The organism is Chamaesiphon minutus PCC 6605, from assembly GCF_000317145.1.
GTDB lineage: Bacteria > Cyanobacteriota > Cyanobacteriia > Cyanobacteriales > Chamaesiphonaceae > Chamaesiphon > Chamaesiphon minutus.
The window spans coordinates 289,544-310,394 of sequence record NC_019697.1 but is presented as its reverse complement, the minus strand read 5'-3'; the positions used below and the strand labels follow the sequence as shown (position 1 = coordinate 310,394).

The 20,851-nt window shown below is 46.8% G+C and carries 19 protein-coding genes, 1 tRNA gene, 1 other RNA gene and 2 pseudogenes; 11 read left to right on the top strand and 12 right to left on the bottom strand.

All coding sequences use genetic code 11. From position 1 onward, the window contains the following. Positions 1-52: 52 nt before the first annotated feature. Genes CHA6605_RS01470 through CHA6605_RS01460 form a run of 3 tightly spaced genes read right to left on the bottom strand, consistent with a single transcriptional unit; the run spans position 53 to position 1,509 of the window. Positions 53-469, bottom strand: a complete 417-nt coding sequence (locus CHA6605_RS01470; protein WP_015157778.1) for a helix-turn-helix domain-containing protein — start codon at positions 467-469, stop codon at positions 53-55. After that, positions 453-752 carry a type II toxin-antitoxin system HigB family toxin gene (locus CHA6605_RS01465; protein ID WP_015157777.1) on the bottom strand — a complete coding sequence of 100 codons (300 nt, stop codon included), beginning with the start codon at positions 750-752 and terminating at the stop codon, positions 453-455. Before CHA6605_RS01465 ends, CHA6605_RS01470 begins: the two co-directional genes overlap by 17 nt. Before the next feature lie 46 nt (positions 753-798). Then, positions 799-1,509, bottom strand: a complete 711-nt coding sequence (locus CHA6605_RS01460) for a hypothetical protein (protein ID WP_157259711.1) — start codon at positions 1,507-1,509, stop codon at positions 799-801. A gap of 288 nt (positions 1,510-1,797) precedes the next feature. On the opposite strand from CHA6605_RS01460, the gene CHA6605_RS01455 reads away from it, so the two are divergent. Beyond that, positions 1,798-2,013 carry a hypothetical protein gene (locus tag CHA6605_RS01455; RefSeq protein WP_015157774.1) on the top strand — a complete coding sequence of 72 codons (216 nt, stop codon included), beginning with the start codon at positions 1,798-1,800 and terminating at the stop codon, positions 2,011-2,013. 32 nt (positions 2,014-2,045) lie between these two features. Here the strand turns inward: CHA6605_RS01455 and CHA6605_RS35340 are convergent. The 3 genes and pseudogenes from CHA6605_RS35340 to CHA6605_RS01440 form a co-directional block, all read right to left on the bottom strand. After that, a pseudogene (locus CHA6605_RS35340) lies at positions 2,046-2,474 on the bottom strand (hypothetical protein); the annotation flags it as partial. Between the two features lie 348 nt (positions 2,475-2,822). Next, positions 2,823-3,023 (bottom strand): annotated as a pseudogene (locus CHA6605_RS35335) (Arm DNA-binding domain-containing protein); the annotation flags it as partial. A gap of 160 nt (positions 3,024-3,183) precedes the next feature. Further along, positions 3,184-3,255: transfer RNA gene (locus CHA6605_RS01440), tRNA-Lys, on the bottom strand. Between the two features lie 425 nt (positions 3,256-3,680). On the opposite strand from CHA6605_RS01440, the gene metG reads away from it, so the two are divergent. The 9 genes from metG (at position 3,681) to CHA6605_RS01390 (ending at position 13,650) form a co-directional block, all read left to right on the top strand. Then, entirely contained in the window at positions 3,681-5,318 is a 1,638-nt protein-coding gene (gene metG / locus CHA6605_RS01435) for a methionine--tRNA ligase (RefSeq protein ID WP_015157772.1), read from the top strand. A 118-nt stretch (positions 5,319-5,436) separates the two neighbouring features. Next, entirely contained in the window at positions 5,437-6,027 is a 591-nt protein-coding gene (locus tag CHA6605_RS01430) for a LabA-like NYN domain-containing protein (protein WP_015157771.1), read from the top strand. 252 nt (positions 6,028-6,279) lie between these two features. Further along, positions 6,280-7,401 (top strand): LPS export ABC transporter periplasmic protein LptC, encoded by a 1,122-nt coding sequence (gene lptC, locus CHA6605_RS01425; RefSeq protein ID WP_015157770.1) that lies wholly within the window; start codon positions 6,280-6,282, stop codon positions 7,399-7,401. A 129-nt stretch (positions 7,402-7,530) separates the two neighbouring features. Continuing rightward, positions 7,531-8,424 (top strand): cell division protein FtsQ/DivIB, encoded by an 894-nt coding sequence (locus CHA6605_RS01420; RefSeq protein ID WP_015157769.1) that lies wholly within the window; start codon positions 7,531-7,533, stop codon positions 8,422-8,424. A gap of 266 nt (positions 8,425-8,690) precedes the next feature. Further along, entirely contained in the window at positions 8,691-9,929 is a 1,239-nt protein-coding gene (gene ftsZ / locus CHA6605_RS01415; RefSeq protein ID WP_015157768.1) for a cell division protein FtsZ, read from the top strand. 351 nt (positions 9,930-10,280) lie between these two features. Continuing rightward, positions 10,281-10,415: a ribbon-helix-helix protein, CopG family gene (locus tag CHA6605_RS01410; protein ID WP_015157766.1), complete on the top strand. Its 135-nt coding sequence runs from the start codon at positions 10,281-10,283 to the stop codon at positions 10,413-10,415. 349 nt (positions 10,416-10,764) lie between these two features. Further along, positions 10,765-12,045: an S-layer homology domain-containing protein gene (locus CHA6605_RS01400; RefSeq protein WP_232432157.1), complete on the top strand. Its 1,281-nt coding sequence runs from the start codon at positions 10,765-10,767 to the stop codon at positions 12,043-12,045. 544 nt (positions 12,046-12,589) lie between these two features. Next, the gene (locus CHA6605_RS01395) at positions 12,590-13,408 is read left to right on the top strand and encodes a hypothetical protein (RefSeq protein WP_015157764.1); all 819 of its coding nucleotides are present in this window, start codon (positions 12,590-12,592) and stop codon (positions 13,406-13,408) included. After that, a complete protein-coding gene (locus CHA6605_RS01390; RefSeq protein WP_041547424.1) occupies positions 13,366-13,650 on the top strand; it encodes a hypothetical protein in 285 nt (94 codons plus the stop codon). Before CHA6605_RS01395 ends, CHA6605_RS01390 begins: the two co-directional genes overlap by 43 nt. On the opposite strand, the gene CHA6605_RS01385 is transcribed toward CHA6605_RS01390, so the two are convergent. After that, a complete protein-coding gene (locus CHA6605_RS01385) occupies positions 13,640-14,785 on the bottom strand; it encodes an iron-containing alcohol dehydrogenase family protein (protein ID WP_015157763.1) in 1,146 nt (381 codons plus the stop codon). The two genes, CHA6605_RS01390 and CHA6605_RS01385, sit on opposite strands and share 11 nt — an antisense overlap. Positions 14,786-15,044: 259 nt before the next feature. On the opposite strand from CHA6605_RS01385, the gene CHA6605_RS01380 reads away from it, so the two are divergent. After that, a complete protein-coding gene (locus tag CHA6605_RS01380; protein ID WP_015157762.1) occupies positions 15,045-15,461 on the top strand; it encodes a photosystem I reaction center subunit II PsaD in 417 nt (138 codons plus the stop codon). A gap of 76 nt (positions 15,462-15,537) precedes the next feature. Here CHA6605_RS01380 and rpiA read toward each other — a convergent pair whose 3' ends face one another. The 5 genes from rpiA to CHA6605_RS01360 all read right to left on the bottom strand — a co-directional run bounded on the left by rpiA (position 15,538) and on the right by CHA6605_RS01360 (position 20,346). Then, entirely contained in the window at positions 15,538-16,236 is a 699-nt protein-coding gene (rpiA, locus tag CHA6605_RS01375) for a ribose-5-phosphate isomerase RpiA (protein WP_015157761.1), read from the bottom strand. A 139-nt stretch (positions 16,237-16,375) separates the two neighbouring features. Continuing rightward, positions 16,376-16,563, bottom strand: a non-coding RNA gene (gene ssrS, locus CHA6605_RS32335) — 6S RNA. Between the two features lie 121 nt (positions 16,564-16,684). Further along, positions 16,685-17,989, bottom strand: a complete 1,305-nt coding sequence (gene glnT, locus CHA6605_RS01370; RefSeq protein WP_015157760.1) for a type III glutamate--ammonia ligase — start codon at positions 17,987-17,989, stop codon at positions 16,685-16,687. Between the two features lie 375 nt (positions 17,990-18,364). After that, complete coding sequence (locus CHA6605_RS01365) at positions 18,365-19,405, bottom strand: alpha/beta fold hydrolase (protein ID WP_015157759.1); 1,041 nt, start codon at positions 19,403-19,405, stop codon at positions 18,365-18,367. Continuing rightward, positions 19,402-20,346 (bottom strand): fatty acid desaturase family protein, encoded by a 945-nt coding sequence (locus tag CHA6605_RS01360; RefSeq protein ID WP_015157758.1) that lies wholly within the window; start codon positions 20,344-20,346, stop codon positions 19,402-19,404. Before CHA6605_RS01360 ends, CHA6605_RS01365 begins: the two co-directional genes overlap by 4 nt. Positions 20,347-20,851: the final 505 nt, after the last annotated feature.

The following is a 20,851-nucleotide window of genomic DNA, read 5'->3' as shown; positions in this document are numbered from 1 at the left end:
ACAGTCCATCGATTGAAATACCCCTAGCCTTCATTGGTTGGGGGTATTTCAATTAGATAAATAGCCCTGGTGATAATTTAAAGAACTTACCCAAGCTCTTCGCCTGTTCGCGGCTGATAGTACGCTTACCATTCACAACCTCAGACACTACGCCGCTACTCCCAATGATGCCAATTAGATCGACATTGCGAGTACCGCTGACAGTCATGATGTGACGTAGCAGTTCATTCGGTGTGGATTTTTCCCAATCATCTAGATTGTGGTGAATCGACTCGTAATCTTCGATTAGTCTCACTACTAACATCAGCAATGCTGTATCTTCTGGTGTGCGATTGCCCCGCTTGTGCATTAACATCTGAGCCACAGCTAGAAACCGATCGTATTCGTCCTCAGTCTCGATTACCTTGGGGCTGATATCGGCTGTATCCAATAGATCTAGATATTTTTTCTTATCAATAGTAGTCGTCATTTTTCCAATTCTCCTTATCGTATTCAGCGTGAGTTAGGAAATATTTGTAGTAGATTAGCTGGGCTTCATAGTCGATCGATACTATCAAGCGGTACTTATTCCCCTTGATGTTGAAAACAGTGAAGTTACCCACCGCCTCAGCATCTCTATAGATGGTCTGAACATCGATTAAACTCTGCCAATTTGCACCCTTAACAATGTCGTTCCAGTCATTTAGCTGTTTCTGTACATCGGGGTATGGTGCCGCATCTTGGCGGAGATTGCGGATAGTGATTAGGTGCATATCGAACGCTTCCTTTTTTCTATGCTCTCATATAGAGAGTATGCTGTCAAGCTCGGTTTAGTTCCTCAACTCTCACAAAGTCGCGCCCCGCTCTCTTGACTGCCCATTCACCTAATCCCTGGTCTATAGCCGCTTGAAGCCCTCGCTCTATCTGTTTGGTGCGAATATCAATGTTTTCCTTCTTCTGAGCCTCAACAGCCGTTAAAGCTTCAATCCCGACCATCTTGAAGAACTCACCCCAAGTTTTAGTATCACCATCAACATTGGGTTTCTCTTTGTGGGGAAGGGTGGGGGTAGAGGCTCTAGTTAATTTCTCTATATCATCCCTCACTGCTTCAAGCTGGGATTGGGTATCAGCTTCTAACTTCGATACTGACTCCTTAATTGGCTCTAGAGATGACTCTATAAACGCTCTAGTTACCTCTTCTATGTCATTGGTGCCTGTAGAGGATATCCCCAAACTGTCTATATAGCTTTTAATCGATTTCTCTATATGCTTTCTGCTGCTACTTGCTAACTGATTATCCATAGAGGATTTAATCATTCTCTCTACATCTTCTCTAGTTAGTCCTGTAGAGACATTTTCTATGTACTCTCTATTTATTCCTATAGAGACTGTATCTCCCATTACATCCAGTTCGCCGGATAACACTCGATCGAGTAGCCGATTTACTACCCATCCCATCGAGACTTCTTTACTCAGTGCATAGTCTCTAAACTGTTGGAGCTTATCCCCTTCAACCAATACCGTGAGCATAGGTTTAGTATTTTTCCCCATCTTGAAGCCTCTTATATAGTACCTCTATATCTTACTCTGTATCTAGAGATTTAACTAGAGGGTCTATATATTAGCAAGTTATCAGTCATGAATGAATATATAGAGGGTCGTTATATAGGAAGCATTGATATAGAGAGTCTATATAGTTTCATGTATAGATATGAGAAAGCGACCGACTCACCCGCAAAAGTTAATCGATCGCCTCTCAATCCCAAACCAACTAGTAAAGGATTACTCTAACGGGGCTGGGATAAATCCCTAATTACCATGAAACCATTCGAGATTGACGACCCCCAACAGACGGCTCTAGCTGCGAACGCGCAAGCGCACCCCCTAAGGGTGGTCGAACTCAAGATCTGCGATGAGATCGACGCTTATAACGATGCGGTAGCCAGTGGCAACGATGAGCTTGCCCAAATGATTCACCTGTCGATTCAAAGCTTAAAGCGTCGTCGTGAGTTCTGGTTAAAGCCATCCGCCTAATACTTCCATTCGAGGGCATCGGCACTGTCCCGTTAAGGAGTGAAGTCCTCAAAGCTTGTGGAACTAAGAATTTCTGAGATCGTAACTGGACGATCGATCGACCCTATCGCCATTGCTGGAGTCGTTTTTTTACCTAATCCCCAATGGGGTCGCACCCAATTGGGTAGTAATCTTTGTACGTTCAAAGCTCTTTGCAAGCCCGTTACCACCTTGGCACAGTGGTTTTGTCGCCTTCGATAGCGGTGCGCGCCCGTCGGGAAACCCGACGCGAAAAGCGCAACAAGACAGGCAGTCGCCTGCCGCCTTAATGCACTATTGAACGATTCCACCTGGTTGGCGTGAACATCACTTGCGGGGCTAATCGTGGTAAATGGGTGTTCTTGCTTGACCCACACTCTCCTCGGCTTGCCCTGAGATCCTTTAATCTTCATCGCCACTTCCAGCCCCTCGCGCCAGACCTTTGGCAACTTAATATCAGCCGCCATTCCTAGAAAAGGATTGACAGCTATCAGTTTCGACTTCACACCCCACTTACAACACGCTCCAAGCTGGGTTAAAACCCGTTTGGTAGTATTTGGCGTTGTCTTCAGATTCAGGTAGTCCCTGACCGCTACAGCATCATCTAGTGTTAACTCTGGAAACCGATCGATATAAATTGATACCCGATCGAAATCCTTGGCGATCGTCGATGGTGCTAACTGAGGGCGTTTGTAGTTGGTGTACTGCTCCCACAATTGCGCGATCGAGATATCATCGTGGGTGTGAATCTCTGAATCTGGTTTGAGTGCTTCCCGTAGATATTTTTCGAGGGTTGGATCGAAGTTGTCATTGAGCAGGTCAGACATAATCCGAGTCCTAACCATCTCGGCATAGACTCGATTGGGCTTGGAGTCTGGCAAGCCTAATGATAGATATTTCCTAACACCGCGATAATTTAAAACTATCTGTAAGCGTTGGTGGTTGACTTTAATTACAGGCTGCCCCGCTGGGGTTTTGGGATTTCTAGGCATTGAGGTATAAAAAGATACTCAACATCTTCAAATTTAACCCAATAATTAACCCAAACGTAACCCAATAGACACGAATAAATAAGTGGTTTAACCCAAATCGGGTAAAACCAAAATATGAGTATAAACTCAAAAACCCCGCACATGGCGAGGTCTGAGGGGATGGGCAACCCGAGGCTCGAACTCGGAACCAACGGATTAAGAGTCCGATGCTCTACCATTGAGCTAGTTGCCCTAACAGCTAACTTATTTTAGCATCAAACCAATTACTAATTATTAACAAAGCCCTGAAGTTGGGCAACCTCATCTATGATGGAGACTAGAGCTAAGTCCCAGGAAACTCCAGCGTAATTTTATGCGATCGGAGACGATGCTCATAACTCTACAATGGATAATATCTAACCGCTCTTTTGGCAATGTCAACCATTGCTGTTTAAAAGTCCCATAATCGATAAGTTCGCAAAAGGGTAACGTCAGCCTACTACTGGGCATTCGCACCGGATTAGTACCCACAGATCCAGCTACAATCAGACTTTGAGCAGGCTGAAGATTGTGAATTTATCTTATGACTAACTTTTTGGTCGATCGGGTCGAGTCCACACAGTGCTTAGCGGCCTGCCGATCCTAACGCTACGAACTCCGCTACATTTGAGCTGCTATATGAATTATCCTGCCAAAACACCAACTTCTTTTAGCCTAACAACACCGTTATACTACGTCAATGATATACCTCACATCGGACATGCTTACACTACAATGGCAGCCGATACGATCGCTAGGTGGCAACGACTCTCTCGCCACGACGTACTGTTAATTACGGGCACTGACGAACACGGGCAGAAAATCGAACGCACGGCTATCGCCGCAGGGGTCGAGCCACAAGTGCACTGCGATCGGATTGTCGCGCGCTTTGACGCCTTGTGGAGCAAGCTGAATATTCAATACGATCGTTTCAGTCGGACGACTGCACCCAATCATCAGATTATCGTCAAAGAGTTTTTCGAGCGGGTATTGGCACAAGGCGATATCTACAAAGGGACTCAACAAGGTTGGTACTGTGTCTCCTGCGAGGAATTTAAAGAGGAGCGGGATCTCTTAGCGGACAACCATTGTCCGTTACATCCCAGCAAGCAGGTGGAATGGCGCGATGAAAGTAATTATTTTTTCCGACTTTCTAAATATCAACAGCAATTAGAATCTCTCTACGCCGAGCGTCCAGAGTTTATTTTGCCCCTGAGTCGGCGCAACGAAGTGCTTAAGTTTGTAGCGCAGGGGTTGCAAGATTTTTCGATTTCTCGCGTTAATGTCAATTGGGGCATCCCGTTACCCAACGATCCCCAGCAAACAATTTATGTCTGGTTCGACGCGCTGTTAGGCTATGTCACAGCCTTACTCGATCCTGATGTCGAACCCACTCTAGACAACGCTTTGGCACATCGTTGGCCGATCGATTTACACTTAATCGGTAAGGATATTTTACGGTTTCATGCCGTCTATTGGCCAGCGATGCTGATGTCCGCAGGCTTACCCATTCCCGATCGCGTGTTCGCCCACGGTTACTTTACCAAAGATGGTAAAAAAATTAGTAAAAGTGAAGGCAATGCGATCGATCCGATCGAGTTTGTCGATCGTTATGGTGCCGAACCGCTGCGCTATTATTTTCTTAAGGGGATCGAATTCGGTCAGGATGGAGATTTTAATGAAACGCGTTTTGTCGAAATCGTGAATGCCGATTTTGCCAATAATTTAGGCAACTTACTCAATCGCACCTTAAGTATGGCTAAAAAATATTGCCAAGGTTGCGTCCCCAATTGCACGCCTGAAGATATTTCTGCCGAGCACCCGCTAAAAATTTTGGGTCAAAAGCTAGGATCTCAAGTGGGGATCGCTTACAATAATTTAGCCTTTAAAGATGCTTGCGAAGCAATTTTAACATTGGCACACTCTAGCAATAAATATATCGACGATCGCGCTCCTTGGACGTTATTCAAACAAGACAAACATTCAGAATTAGCTGAAGTTTTATATTCTGCTTTGGAGTCGGCACGCTTATCGGCATACTTACTCTCGCCGATCGTTCCCAAAATTAGCACGGATATTTATCAGCAATTGGGTTTGGATGTCGATTTCGATCTCGTTTGTGGTAGCCATCAGGATCGCTCTCATCCCGAAAAGATCGAACTACCAGACAACTGGGCGCGTCATGGAGAATGGGGCATCTTACAAGCCGCTCGACCGTTAGGATCGCCGCGACCGATTTTTACCAAACTAGAGCCACCAAATGATGCTAGTGGTTGAGTTAATCTATTTTTAACTATCTGGGAGGAATAGCTGACTACGGTTCATCATTGTCAATATTTAGACCAATTTTTTTAAAACAGCAATTTTTTTTAATAAATTTATAACAACTCTATAAATGATGAATAGTTTCAATCATGATGAAAATTCGATATTTTCAGCACAGCAAGTATTAGAAAATCGTGGGAGAGTCGCCATCTTTGTCGATGGTTCTAATTTATTTTATGCCGCGCTACAACTCAATATTGAAATCGATTATACCAAATTACTAGCTCGGCTCACTGGTGGTTCGCGACTATTGCGCTCTTTTTTCTACACCGGAGTCGATCGGACTAATGAAAAACAACAAGGTTTTTTGCTGTGGATGAGGCGCAATGGTTATCGAGTCATCGCCAAGGATTTGGTGCAGTTACCAGATGGCTCGAAAAAAGCAAACCTGGATGTAGAAATTGCCGTCGATATGATGGCTTTAGTCGGCTCTTATGACACCGCAGTTTTGGTCAGCGGCGATGGCGATTTAGCTTATGCTGTCGATGCTGTCAGTTATCGTGGCGTGCGGGTGGAAGTCGTCAGTCTGCGCTCGATGACTAGTGATAGTCTGATCAATGTTTCCGATCGCTATATCGATCTGGAAAACGTCAAAGAAGAAATCCAAAAAACTCCCCGTGGTAACAATATGCTCTCGGTCACGCCCGATATTTGGACTTAATTAATTAAGAATCGATCGTAGTAAGGTTTCTACTCAGTAGTGGCAACTCATGAGTTGCCCCTCCTGAGTGGAAAACGCATTACAGTCGCGCCAGTAGGGTGGCCAGTACTCACTCTCTAGGTTGCAGGTATAGTCCACGATCGCGATCGACGATTTGAGGTAATTATCAATTCTCAATTAACACCAGGAACCAAGACAGAGTAGTTAAGTCTCAACAGGTAGAGGGATGAAATCGATCGAATTGGGCCAAGCATGAAAGTATATCGCTGGGTAGGTATTGTGGTGGCGATCGCCATATTGGGGATCGGTGGTTGTCGTCAGCCAAAAAAGCCGCAACCCAGTCCGAAACCATCAGCAATCGAAGCTAAATTAGAGCTAGAAGGACTGAGGTTCGAGCAAGTAAATAAACAAGGTCAACCCTTGTGGAAAGTCCGTGCCGAACGCGGAGTATATGCTCCCGATCGCAAAACTGCCAAAGTAACTAATCTAGATGGCGATCTGTACCAAGATGGGCGAGTCGTTTTACGGATCGCCGCCAAAACTGGAGAAGTCGAGCAAGAAGGCGAAAAAATTGTCCTCCGAGGTGATGTAGTCGCCAAAGAAATCCGCAATCAATTGACGATCGTCGGTCAAACGGTAGAATGGCAACCAAAAGCAGATTTGCTCGTCATTCGCGATCGCGTCCAAGCAAATCAGCCCAAATTTCAAGCTAACGCCAATGAAGGTAGATACTTCAGCCGCAAACAACAGCTCGATCTCTCTGGCAAAATTACCGCACTGGCTAGCGATCCCCGCTTGGCCATGCAGACCGAACGTATCACCTGGCTAGTTAAAGAGCAGAAAGTTATCGGAGATCGCGCTACGCAAATTCAACGCTATCGAGAAAATACTATTACTGCCAAAGTCTCGACTAATAGCTTCTCCACCGAACTCGATCGCCAAATTATCAATTTACAAGGTAAGGTAAAATTGGATGCCACCAGTCCGTTAATTCGGGTCGATGGTGAATCCTTTGCCTGGAATCTCGATCGAGAAACAATCGTTGCCGATCGACCATTGACGATCCGGCATCCGCCAGAAGCCTTGACCTTTAATGCCAGCAGCGGCACGCTCGATCTCAAAGGCTCGGTCGCTGTCCTCGCAGGCAATGCGACTGGTGTATCCACCCGCAACCAAGCCAAACTTCGTGCCGATCGATTAATCTGGGAAATAGCTTCACAACAGCTTACCGGAACTGGTAATGTAGTATATCAACAAGTCGATCCAGCGATTAAATTCACTGGTACTCGTGGTGTTGGCAAATTGCAAGACCGCTCGATTGTCGTTAGCAGCGACGGCAAACAACGCGTTCAGACAGAATTTATTCCTCAATAATAGGCTTTAGGTTTTAGGCAGAAGGCAGAAAGTTTTGGAACTGCGTTCCCCCTCTCTTTGCTCCCTGTCTTGTCTTGACGAAGTTATCTGCTCCTCCACTCTTCTGTAATTCGTCGCTGTCTCGCTGCCATGGTCGGGTTCCCCGACGCCTTGCGAGCCGCAACTCCCAACTCCCAATTCCCTACCCCCTCACCACCAGTGGATCGGACTGTCTCTAGAGAACATCTCAAACAACGACGTCGCCAATTACAGCAACAGCGACGCGTCAGAGTTATCAAATCTTTATGGCGACTCATCTGTATGGGTGGAATTTTTGCGGGGATAGCTTGGGCGATCGATCGACCCGATTGGACTATTTCTAAGCCCGAGCAGATTCAGATTGAGGGCAATCAGTATATCACCGATGCCACCGTTCGATCGATGCTGGCAATTCCCTACCCGAAACCGATCGTCGAACTGGCACCAACACAACTAGCCGCCCAGCTCAAACAGCGCAGCTCGATGACAACTGTGAATATCGATCGTCGGGTGTTCCCTCCGCGCTTAGTGGTGCAAATTCAGGACTTCCCGCCAGTGGCTCGGATTATGCAAAACGAGACTACAGCATCGCAAATATTTATCGACGAGCGCGGTTTGCAATTGCCACTGGCTAGCTACCGATCGATCGTCTGGCAATCTCTACCAACTTTGCAGTTAAGACCGCCTTCACAGGGTCTATGTCCTCAGTGGCCACAACTTTATCGAGCCGTGCAAACTAGTGCTGTAGCGATTGGGATTGTTGATTGTCGCAATCCCCAAAATTTAATGTTGCAAACCGAAGTAGGTAAAGTTAGACTGGGAGCGATCGGGAATAATCTGCTGCTCGATCGGCAAATACAAGAACTCGATCGACTCCGCGATTGGTCGAAATCTGCCAAACCCGAAACTATTGACTACCTAGATTTGGAAAACCCGGACTCTCCTAGGCTGCAACTCAAGTCCGATTCAACGACCATTCCCAAACCTACTACCACTCCTAACTAAAACCGTAGGTTATTTTAATAAAACATTATACTACGTTAATAGTATGTATGTGCAGGTAATATAGTTTAAATAATTCTTCTATAATCTCTATATTCTAGCACGGCGAAAGTCTATCCCCTAGTCAATGTCAACCTAGCTTTGGCTCGATCGTGCCCTTAGTTCTCAAATAATAACCAAAAAAATGTACACTACATGTCTAAGTAATCTCAACAAATATCTATAATGCGGGTTACTATGCTTTAAAAGGTTCAAAACATAACTAGCGCATGAATAACTCTAGTCCAGTCTCCTATCCAGGATTCAAAAGCCACTCGCTGCGAGATGGTTACACCATACCAAGGGATGAACTAATGTCTGAAGGTATCACTTTTAGCAATACAGCTCGCATCAAAGTCATTGGTGTTGGCGGTGGTGGCAGTAATGCGGTCAACCGGATGATTGCCAGCGATATTGAAGGCATAGAATTTTGGACGATGAATACTGACGCGCAAGCTCTATCCCACTCTGATGCGACGCGCCGGATTCAGTTAGGCCAAAAGCTCACACGGGGACTTGGTGCGGGTGGTAACCCAGCCATCGGCCAAAAAGCTGCCGAAGAGTCGCGCGAAGAAATCGCGCACGCGCTCGAAGGTGCTGATTTGGTGTTTATTACAGCCGGGATGGGAGGCGGCACTGGAACTGGTGCGGCGCGGATTGTGGCAGAGGTAGCGAAGGAGATGGGTGCCTTAACTGTAGGTGTGGTGACTCGGCCCTTTACCTTTGAAGGCCGCCGCCGCACAAATCAAGCAGAAGAAGGAATTAGCGGACTGCAAAGTCAGGTTGATACCTTAATTATCATTCCTAATGATAAACTGCTACAAGCGATCAACGAGCAAACTCCCGTTCAAGAAGCGTTTCGGATTGCAGATGACGTACTGCGCTCCGGAGTCCAGGGCATTTCGGATATTATCACGATTCCTGGATTGATCAACGTAGACTTTGCGGATGTCCGCACGGTGATGGCCGATGCAGGTTCGGCACTAATGGGAATTGGCGAAGGATCGGGCAAATCGCGCGCGCGCGAAGCTGCGGTTCAAGCGATCAATTCTCCATTGCTAGAATCTTCGATCGAGGGCGCGCGTGGTGTCGTACTGAATATTACTGGCGGTTCGGATATGACCCTAATTGAAGTAAGTACTGCTGCGGACACGATTTATGAGGTCGTCGATCCGAATGCAAATATTATTTTTGGTGCGGTCATCGATCCCCAAATGCAAGGCGAAATGAGAATTACGGTAATTGCGACCGGATTCACAGGCGAAATTGCCGAGCCGATGGTTCGTCAGCGCAATAATACAGCGGGTGCGGCTCAACGCAATACTTCCGCATTATCGTCCGAGCAGCAAGCTACTCGCAAGCAACCGGGAACATCTGTTGGAAACGAAAGTTTTCCTCAACCTAAGCCCCCTCAAAATCCTGGGGCGGATCTACCCGCCTTCTTGCAAAACCGTCGTCCCAACAAATAATTTTGGTCTAGATAGCTTTGGCAATGGTAGTAGTAGCTTGCCAGTCGAGCGACTACTACCACGCTGGAATACTTATCGATCGAAACTCTTTTCGCTTTCGACAACAATGCCACCAAGGAGGGATTGGTAGCTGTATTCTTTGCGTGAATAAATACAGCTATTTAGCTGTGTTTCAAATCACATCGCCAGAGTTATATTTAGATTATCTACTAGGCTCAATTTTGCTGCGAATGAAGCGATCCCCTCGCTTCACAGTAAGTACGATTACCGAAAAAAGCTGTATCAGTCTAAATTGATACTAAAACCATGATTCACTCAAACCAGTATAGCATTTCTTCAGGCACTCGAACTATGTCTCTAAAACAGTTAAATGTAAAAATTCCCGAACAAGAACTTAGAATTCTCGAAGCTTTTGCCGAAAAGACCGAGCGAACTAAGACCGATATTATTAGGGAATTCATTAGATCTCTACAAGCCAAAATTTGAAGACATAGATCGGGATTATACATCATAGCTTCAGGTTCTCATTATGAGTGCGGCCATTGCTACTCACTCATACCCTGTTAGATCTTGGCAAGAAATTAATCGAGTCATCCTTATTCGATCGTCGATTAATTTCTTGCCAATGTCTCATCTTCGATCTGGTTTGAGCACATCCAATCCTTCTCCAAGAGAATTTGGATGTGTTCATTTGTCTGGCAATTCAAACATCCTGACAATTTCTTATCAATCTCCGCTAGAGCGACAAACGATCTCAAAAGTCGGCAGTCCATAAACAGCACATTAAACCGAAGTATAATAGGAATATTCAACTGTCCCTATACAGTAACTAATTGTGTCACGTTTTCAACCGAATTGGCGACCTGCCCAGGCAATGCTTACGCTAGCGCAGCTCCGCATCGGGATTAGTCATCCTGACAAACGATTATTGCTACGTTGCCTGACAATTAGTCTTCTATTTATCGTCTCTGGGTGCAATGCTGGCACATCTTTTCAAAATCCGTTTGCACCAGATCCCAAACTCAAAGAACCACTTGCTGTCGGCTCCAACGTTTCACAGACGCCAGCAACCTCGTCGTCTAACACCCTGCCTACCGATTTTCCCTTATATCCCCAGGCAAAACTGCAATCTACAACACAAACGCCAGAGCGAGGTATCGTCACCACTTGGACGACTGCCGATCCGATCGATTTTGTCTATAAATTTTATCAGCAAGAACTCCCCGCCAAGCAATGGGAAATAGTCACGCAACCTAGCGATAGTAACCCCATCCTCACCGCCAAACAAGCCCAACTAAACGTCTCCATTGCTGTCGCAGACGGCAAGCCATCCGAGCCTCAAACTAGCACTGACAAGCAACAGACTGGCGTTACCACTTATACCATTAGTTTGCTCGGCGCGACTGATGTATCAACCACCACGCCAACAGCTACTACCCCCAACCCCACAGCATCTCCCCTACCCACAACCAAACCGATTGCCAAGCTTCCTACAACAACCGCAGATTATATTAAAGATCTCGCCCAAATTGGTGTCTTAACCAGTGCAGAGTCCGCGCCCAATCGGACAGTCACTCGCCGCGAATACGCGCGTTGGCTAGTTACCGCACACAATCGGATTACAGGTAGCAAACCTACCCAGCAAGTCAAACTAGCTACTACCGACACCAAGCCAGCATTTCAAGATGTCCCTAGTACCAACCCCGATTTTCCTAGCATTCAGGGATTAGCCGAAGCGGGGTTAATTCCTAGTCCCCTCAGTGGCGACGCTACCAGCGTCCTGTTTCGTCCCGACACACCGCTGACGAGAGAACAGATGATTTTGTGGAAAGTACCGCTGGATACCCGCCAACCGTTGCCAACAGCCTCGCTAGATGCCGTCAAACAGACGTGGGGATTTCAAGATGCTGGCAAAATCGACCCTAAAGCCTTGCGAGCAGTCTTAGCTGATTTTCAAAATGGCGAACAATCAAATATCCGCAGAGCATTTGGTTATACAACTTTATTCCAACCCAAGAAGACTGTTAATTTGGGAGAAGTTGCGACAAGTCTTTGGTATTTTGGAGCCAATAGTGAAGGTTTATCGGCTCGCGATGCAGTTCAGGCGGAGCGATAAGTTAATTACAGCAGGGATGACCGAGGGTGGTTTTGGTAGATCCAATTGTTGCTAAACCAAATTATAAACAAGCAAATTTAACTAGCCGAATGTGGGTGCGATTGTCACACTAAATTTTGATGCGATTATATCCATTTGTCGCTCGGCTTTGTTTTTAGATGTGACGATATTTTAATTACAATATTTTTTATATAAATACAGCGTAAATAAGCGATCGTCTTTTATAAGATTTAGAAAAAACTTTGCATAACAGCGATATGGAGCCTGTCATCCACATCTACAGGATAGCATGTACCTGCAATATTTTACTGAATTTTGCATATTTAGAGCAATAAGCCTCAGCAAAGTAGCTGATTACATTTGTCGTTTTAGCTGATAAATTATGGCATGAGCTTATTTGGCGAAAATACTTAAGACTTATTGGGTAAGGTTTGAAAAATCTGCGAATACCTTCGATTACTGTGATTTATTCAATCAACTGATACCTTAGCGATCGCGCATTCTTCTTCGACAAATACCTAATCTCTTGAGGACTGAACATTTCATGAAACGTATTACAACAGTCGGTGTACTCCAATTATCGATCGCAACTGCCGCGAGTGCGATCTCGCTGGCTGGAACTGCCCCAATCGCTCGATCTGCGACTCTTACTCAAGTCTTTAGTGCTGCTGCATTAGGAGCTAATGACATAGTAGACTGGTCTAGCCCGACCCTGACAGTGGGGCCTACGAATCTTACGATTAATTCTACTGGTGGTTTGACCGTAGCTGGTACCCAAAACGGTGGTGGGGCGCGCATTCTCCCACAAAGTCTTACAGGCTTTCTCGTTGCTGCTGGCAATTCCAACGCATTGCAAGATCCCACTAATCCTGCAACCCAAAATGGTTTGTGGAATGGTAATTTTGCACCAAATACTAGTGTATTTTATAGCAATGGAAATCTAGGCGGTCTCACTCTGTCATTCTCGACTCCGGTTGCTGCCATTGGCGCACAAATTAACAGCTTATTTTACAGAAACTCTACTGGAACGCCAGGATTTCAAGGGACTCTGACTGCGTTTGCAACCGACAACACGTCACAAACCTTTAATTTTCCGGGTGTCACAAATGGAAATGCAGATAATTCCGCAGCATTCTGGGGTGTAAGCAGTAATACTGCAAATATCTCTAGCATTGTGTTTCGCTCTTTTGATACACCAACGTCAGGACCATTCGACGCTGATAACTTCGCGCTTGGTTCGGTTCTGATTGCTAATCCTGCTGCCACTGCTGTTCCCGAACCTTTCACGATCGTCGGTACGATGATTGGTGCTGCCTCAGCATGGAAAATGCGGAAAAGACTCAAAGCAACCAACAAAATCTAACCGATAAAAACTGTCCCAACTCGATCTCGATCGTCAATTCCAAGTTTCGAGTTAGAACTAGGTTACCTAGAAGCACTGCCAATAGCAGTGCTTTTGAGATCTTAGTTCGGCAATGGCTCGATCGAGTTAATTTGTGTATTGATTACAGGAAAATATTGTCAATGTGCGATCGAGAGCGTCAGTTGGCTAAAGCACAGACATCGATTGACGATCGAGATCTTCAGCAAGCACTTAAGTATTAGTACGATCGTCTAAAGATACCGAACCAACAAACCGATTTTCAACCTCAACAATTGTCGTCGATACCATCGCGGCAACTAATTGTTCTGGTGTCACAGCAAATGGTAAACGATGCAGATCGGAATCAGGTTTGCAGGCAAGCGTCGCCGCACGATCTAATTGGGAAATGGTAATTTCACTCAAGCCCAAATCGGATAGAGTTTTGGGTAAGCCAATCGTACTGTAAAAATCGAGTAATTGTTGTCGGGCCGTGGCAGCTAATCGATCGCCCTGAAGCATTTCCTGTAGGCGCAGTTGGACTAAGATCCCATAAGCCACTTTTTCGCCGTGTAAGGCGTGATGACTGCCCGGTAAATGTGTCAGACCATTATGCACGGCATGGGCGGCTACAGTGCGACACTGGGCACCGCCCAATCCACCAATGACCCCTGCGAGTAGGATAGTTGCATCGACAACTTCTTGCCAGTCTTCACCGTCAGGAGCTGCGAGTGCCGATGGGGACTTTTGGAATAAGATATCTCTGAGGACGCGCGCTTGTTGGACGGCGGCGATAAGTAATGTTTGCGACGAATGACCGCTACTGACTGAGGCTTCATACCATTTAGCGATCGCGTCGCCGATACCTGCGACTAGCATCCGTTGGGGTGCTGTAGCGACAATACTATAGTCGAGGACTAATAAGTCCGGGCACTTAGCCAGACTCACATCATACAAGAAGGCACCAGATTCCGAATAGATATTGGATAATGCCGTCCACGCTGCACAGGTAGCACCAGAGGTGGGAATTGTCACAACTGGTAACTGGGTGCGATGGGCTAATAATTTAGCTGTATCCAGACATTTACCACCACCGATCCCGATGATGACATCCGCTTGATGTGTAGTGACGGCTAACATCAGTCGATCGAGACTACTTTCGCAACAGTCGGGAGTATAATTTACGCTCTCGATTGTTAAGTCAGGACGATCGAACAATACTTGCAATTGAATCAGTTCCAAGCTGCGATCGCCACCCACGATTAACGGACGTTGACCCAATCTCACGATATACTCGATTGCGTCTGCGAGCGCGTGTCGTCCGCGCATCACACGAGCGGGAGCAACCAATAAGGAAATAACAGTAACAGGATCGGGCATGGCTATCGATCGACAGTTGATAATTTTAATTGTATTTGCTCTTGGCAGTCGGGGCTGCGGTTGAAAACCGATCCGGTACGGTAGTAGATCCAGTCAAGGTAATTTATCTTAGCAAATATTTTTAAGATATTCTCCTCATCCCCCGTCCTCGTCTTTCGATCCACCCATTACGCTGTCAACTGTTACAGTTCTTGACGAGATAGCGATCGCGTCCGAGCAGAGTGGTACTATTCCCTAAAACCCTATAACGAATAGTTTTATGGCAGACAAACTAACTGGCAAGACACCGATTTTTGGCGGTAGCACTGGTGGGTTACTCAGCAAAGCTGATGTAGAAGAAAAATACGCGATTACTTGGAATAGTCCTAAGGAACAAGTATTTGAAATGCCCACAGGCGGCGCAGCAACAATGGTATCGGGGGACAACCTCTTGAACTTCGCTCGCAAAGAACAGTGTCTCGCACTTGGCGGTCAACTGCGTAAGTACAAAATTAATAACTACAAAGTCTACCGCATCCTGCCCAAAGGGGAAATTACCTTACTCCATCCCAAAGATGGTGTATTCCCTGAAAAAGTCAATGCTGGACGGGAATTCAATGGTAAAGTCGATCGCAATATTGGTAGCAATCCCAATCCTGCGACCCTTAAGTTCTCTGGTAAAAGAACCATCGATTAGATTTGCTTAATTTTGATAGTTATCTAGATGAGGCTGAAACATGGCAGTTTCAGCCTCATTTTTTCAAGCCTAATAATTACATTTCCTTGATAATGACTTTATCGCCTTGAACTTCACCCACTAGAATCAAATCTGCTACACCGACAAACAAGCCGTTTTCGAGCACGCCAGGAATATTATTGAGAGTCTTTTCTAACTCAGCGGGATTGTCGATCGAGTCAAATTTGACATCTACGACTAAGTTACCCTGATCTGTCACCACTGGGCCAGCTTTTTTGACACCCATGCGAAGCTGAGGTTTACCACCTAATTTTTCGATCGCGCGCATGACAGGCGTGACAGCCATCGGAATGACTTCTACTGGGACGAGGAAAGTACTGCCGAGCTTATCGACTAACTTAGTGTTATCGACAACGACGATAAACTGATTGGCTAGCGCATCGACTACTTTCTCTTGGGTATGCGCCGCACCGCCACCCTTAATCAGATTTTTGTGAGGATCTACTTCATCCGCACCATCGATCGCGATGTCGATGCGATCGGCTTCATCTAGAGTAGTTAAAGGGATACCATGCTGTTTAGCAAGCACTGTCGCCTGAAACGAAGTCGGAATCCCTTTGACATTGGTAATTTCTCCCGCTGCCAATCGTTTGCCGATAAACTCGATCGCAAACGCCGTCGTCGAACCCGTACCCAATCCCACGATCGAATTAGACTGTACCCGCGCCGCAGCAGCCTTACCAACTTCCTGCTTCATCAAATCTTGTGGTGTCATTATCTTCTAAATCTCATTAAACATCTGCCGATCCACTTTATCAGCAAAACTTGCCTCTAATCCCTATCCACTATCCACTATCCACTTTTACAAAAAGAAACCCCAAGTACTAATACCTAGAGCCTCTTTTCAAATATTTAGGTCAACCGCAACGCCGTTTTACCTCAGTTTATGACCTGGTTAAAACCAGGTGGGTACCGGAAGTTCGTGCATAAAGTTTCTGAATACTGGTTCAGTTTACTGCCGCTAGAACAACATGAGTTCCCGTAAAAAATTCAAGCATAGATCAAAAAACGTTATTGGCAGTCACCAACGCCGCAGCCAGACCATTTCTACATTCTAAGGGGAGAAGACTCGATCGGTCAAGGTGGGGGTAGGGAATAGGGAATAGGGAATAGGGAATAGGGAATAGGGAATAGGGAATAGGGAATAGGGAATAGGGACAGCTTTAGCAATCTAAGGTATTTGTTAATTCCCAGGGTGTAATCTCAGCATTGGCTCGTTGCCATTCTTGGTGCTTGAGATTGAGATATGCGGTGACGAGGGGTTCGCCGAGGGATTGGGTGAATACATCGCTTGCTTGGAGGCAACGCAGGGCATCTAATAAATTTCCTGGTAAAGTTTTTACTAAACCGATCGGGGGATGAGTATAGCTATTATTATCTTGACGCACTCCTGGATCGCTTTTATTAGCAATCCCATCGAGTCCGGCTGCCATTAACGCCGCAGGTAATAGATAGGGGTTTGCCGCACCATCTGGCAGGCGCAATTCAAATCGTCCAATATCGGGAATGCGGATCGTGTGCGTGCGATTGTTGCCGCTATAGCTGGCAGTATTGGGCGACCAAGTGGCACCAGAAGCCGTGACGGGAGCATTGATACGTTTGTAGGAGTTGACGGTGGGATTGGCGATCGCACATAGTGCTTCTACCGAATTTAACACGCCTGCGATGAATTGATAACCGAGCTGCGATAGCCCCAATTCTCCCTGCGGATCGGCAAAAAGATTTTCGGTATCGGCGGTATCCCAGACCGAAATGTGGGTATGGCAGCCATTTCCTGTCAGATCGGCAAACGGTTTGGGCATAAATGTCGCGCGAAGTCCGTGCCGCTCGGCGATCGATTTAACCATATATTTAAAGAAAGCATGTCGATCGGCTGTAATTAGAGCATCTGCGTACATCCAATTCATTTCAAATTGGCCATTACCGTCCTCGTGGTCGTTCTGATATGCTCCCCAGCCTAATGACAGCATGGCATCGCAAATTTCCCGAATCACGTCGTAACGCCGCATCAACGATTGTTGATCGTAACAGGGCTTGCTTTGACGATCGCGTCCATCGGCAATCTGCGTACCATCGGCACTCAATAAAAAGTACTCGCATTCTACCCCGGTTTTGACGCGATAACCCAGCTTTGCCGCTTGCTGTACCACCCGCTTTAATACTACGCGCGGAGCTTGAGTCAGAGGTTCGCCATGAATATCGTGCAAATCTGCCGCCAGCCAAGCAACATCTGGTTGCCAAGGCAATTGAATCAGGCTCTGCGGGTCGGGTATGGCCAAAATATCCGGAGCGGCAGGAGTCATATCCAGCCAAGCTGCAAACCCCGCAAACCCCGCGCCATCAATAGCCATTCGATCGATACTAGCAGCGGGTACCAATTTCGATCTCTGGACGCCAAATAGGTCGGTAAATGAAATCAAAAAGTAGCGAATCTCGCGCTCTTGGGCGATTTGAGAAAGTGTTGTCATAATACCTCCTACAAGTTTCGTCATTTGGACTTCGATTTAATGGGCTTACCCCCCCTTTATAAGCTACCGTGTATACACAAATCTGGAGGGAAGCAAAAACCCTAGAAATCCCCCTAAATCCCCCTTAAAAAGGGGGACTAAGAGTCCAGTTCCCCCCTTAAAAAGGGGGGTTAGGGGGGATTGGGATCTCAAAACGAAGTCAACCATACTTGCGTATACACGGTAGCCTTTATAAGGGGGGCTTTCTTCTTGCTCCCTTGCGCGGGGAACCCGCGCGGAGCGAGGCTTCATAAGGGGAGGACTGGGGTGGGGTCAAGGACTACGCATCCAACAGAAAAGCCTATTCCCTATCTTCTCTTCCCTAAAGGCTAAAACCTAAAGCCTAAAGCCTACCCCATATTCCCTATCCCCTATCCCCTCAAGCAAGGTACGAATCTGCGATCGAATCCAATCGGCATCTTCAGGATTTTGGTATGGATTGCCCGCTCGGTGCCCCCAAATCGATCGAATGGGGCGATACTCGGCATTGGCAATTAACGCGGCTTCTGCGGCGCAATCTGTGGGGGTGAAATATAAATCTGTGGTACTAGGCATCACGTATGTTTTGGCACGGATCGCAGCTAACGCTGAGTTATAGTCACCTCGATAGGTAGGATTATCGCTGAGATCGCAATGGAGCCAAGTATCGAGCATGGCAATTAGATTGTGCGGATCGCGTTGGCGATAGCTGGCTTCCCAGGCGCGGACTAAATAGTCTTCGAGGGAGGCATAGCCCAGGGTGTAATAAAGTCCCTGACGATAAAACTCCTGCGACGCCGCCCAACTCGCATAAATCCGGGCAAAAGTGTGTAACCCCCGTTCGGGTAATCGATCGAATCCAGTACCAGTCCAAGCTGGATCGGCAGTCAGGGCACTCCGCAAGCTCTGGAGGAAAATTCGATTATGATCTGTCGTCCGTGCCGTTCCGCACAGGGCGGCGATTCTTTGCACTCGATCGGGATAGAGTGCGCCCCAGTGGTAAGCTTGTTGCGCGCCCATCGACCAGCCATAAATTAGAGCCAATCGATCGATCTTAAAAACTTCTGTTAGTAATTTTTCCTGCGCGCGAACGTTATCGAAATGTGTAAACCAAAAGCCCGATTCCGCTAATCCGCAATCGCTATTACTCGGCGAGGTTGACAGTCCATTGCCCAACATATTCGGGATAATAATAAACCACCGCGTTGGATCTATAATTCCATTGGTATGAATGAGCCAATCGATATCTGAATGCTGCGCCCCATAAGAGGTAGGATAGAGGATTGCATTAGATCGATCGGCATTCAAATTGCCATAAGTTTGATAGACAAGTTGGACTTCTGATAAGCACTTACCGCACTGAAATTCAAATTTATTGAGGGTGAAAATCTCGCTCATACCGTAGAATTTAAGCCAGCAACGATCTCGCGATTGACTTGGATGTAGCCAGGATCGACATGGCTAAAATGCGCTTTTAACTGTTGATGCGCGATCGGGAGTTGATAGAACGGAATCGACGGATAGAGATGATGTTCGGCATGGAAGGGCATGTTCCACATCAACAATCGCACTGGTAAGAGGGTGAGGGTCGATCGAGTATTGGTATAGGGATTGCGATCGCCACTACATCCGGTATGTTCTGCTAGCAAAATAAATCGGAGTATGGGCTGCCCGATAAATAGCGGCAATAGCCAGTAGGTAATAAACCAAGGTTGCCCGCCGCTAATCGAAATCAGAATGGCGATCGCATATACGCCAAGCTGCAATCTGGTCGATCTAATTACTTCTGCTCTTGCAGTTTCGGGGATAAATGGATAGCCTTCTAATTGCCCCATCGCCACCCGTGTGTGAGTTGTGAGTTTGCCCCACCACCAGGGTAAACCGCTCATAGTTAGTAAATAATCTCCGATCGTTTGCGGTAGCGGATCGCTCATTTCGGGATCTTTATCCGGATCTTGAGTATAGCGATGGTGCCATTTATGATAGCGGCGGAAGAAGGTAATGTTATACAGCGAGAGCAATCCAGCGATCCAACCCATGGCATCATTGAGGGTATTATTGGCAAATACGGTGCGATGGGAGCATTCGTGGACAGGGGCAAACATCGCCGCCAAGCTGAATCCATAGATTACTAGTGCAGGGATCGCGATCGTCCAATGCTGTCCGACATTTGCGCCCCAGACGTAGCCACTACCAAGCAGAATCAGCAGGTGGATGGCTAGTCTGAGGGTTCCTTGGGCTGTCGATCGGGTGTTGAGTTGTTTGAGTGTGTCGGCACTGAGGGTAGGTGCATCTAAGGATGGGTCGATGGTGGCTGAGTCTGAAATAGACAGATCCATTGTGATTTATCGCTCAACTTGTTATAACAAGTTTAATTTTAGAGCGATCGGGAGGCTGTATTCAAGGCTACTGAAATGTTAGTTTCGCTTTGTGGAAAGGCGGCTACGCTAATGGGTTAGGGATAGTTGCTATTGGACTTACTGGTGCTCAGAGAACCCGGATCTGGGGGTGCCGACCCCCAGACCCCCCGCTGAGGGCTACCGTGTATACACAAGTCTGGAGGGAAGCGAAAACCCTAGAAATCCCCCTAAATCCCCCTTAAAAAGGGGGACTTTGACCGGATCTTAGCCCCCTTTTTAAGGGGGTTTGGGGGATTTAGATCTAGAAACGAAGTCAATCAGACTTGTGTATACACGGTAGCCGCTGAGGGGCGGCGTCCTGCCCCTCAGACTCCCCTACGTAAGGGTCGATCTGTGGGAAGTGGGGCGCGCTTCTCTTCTCCTTTCGGAGACGCTGCGCTACGAGACGCTACGCGTTGGCGGAGCCTCGCCTCTGGCGATACGC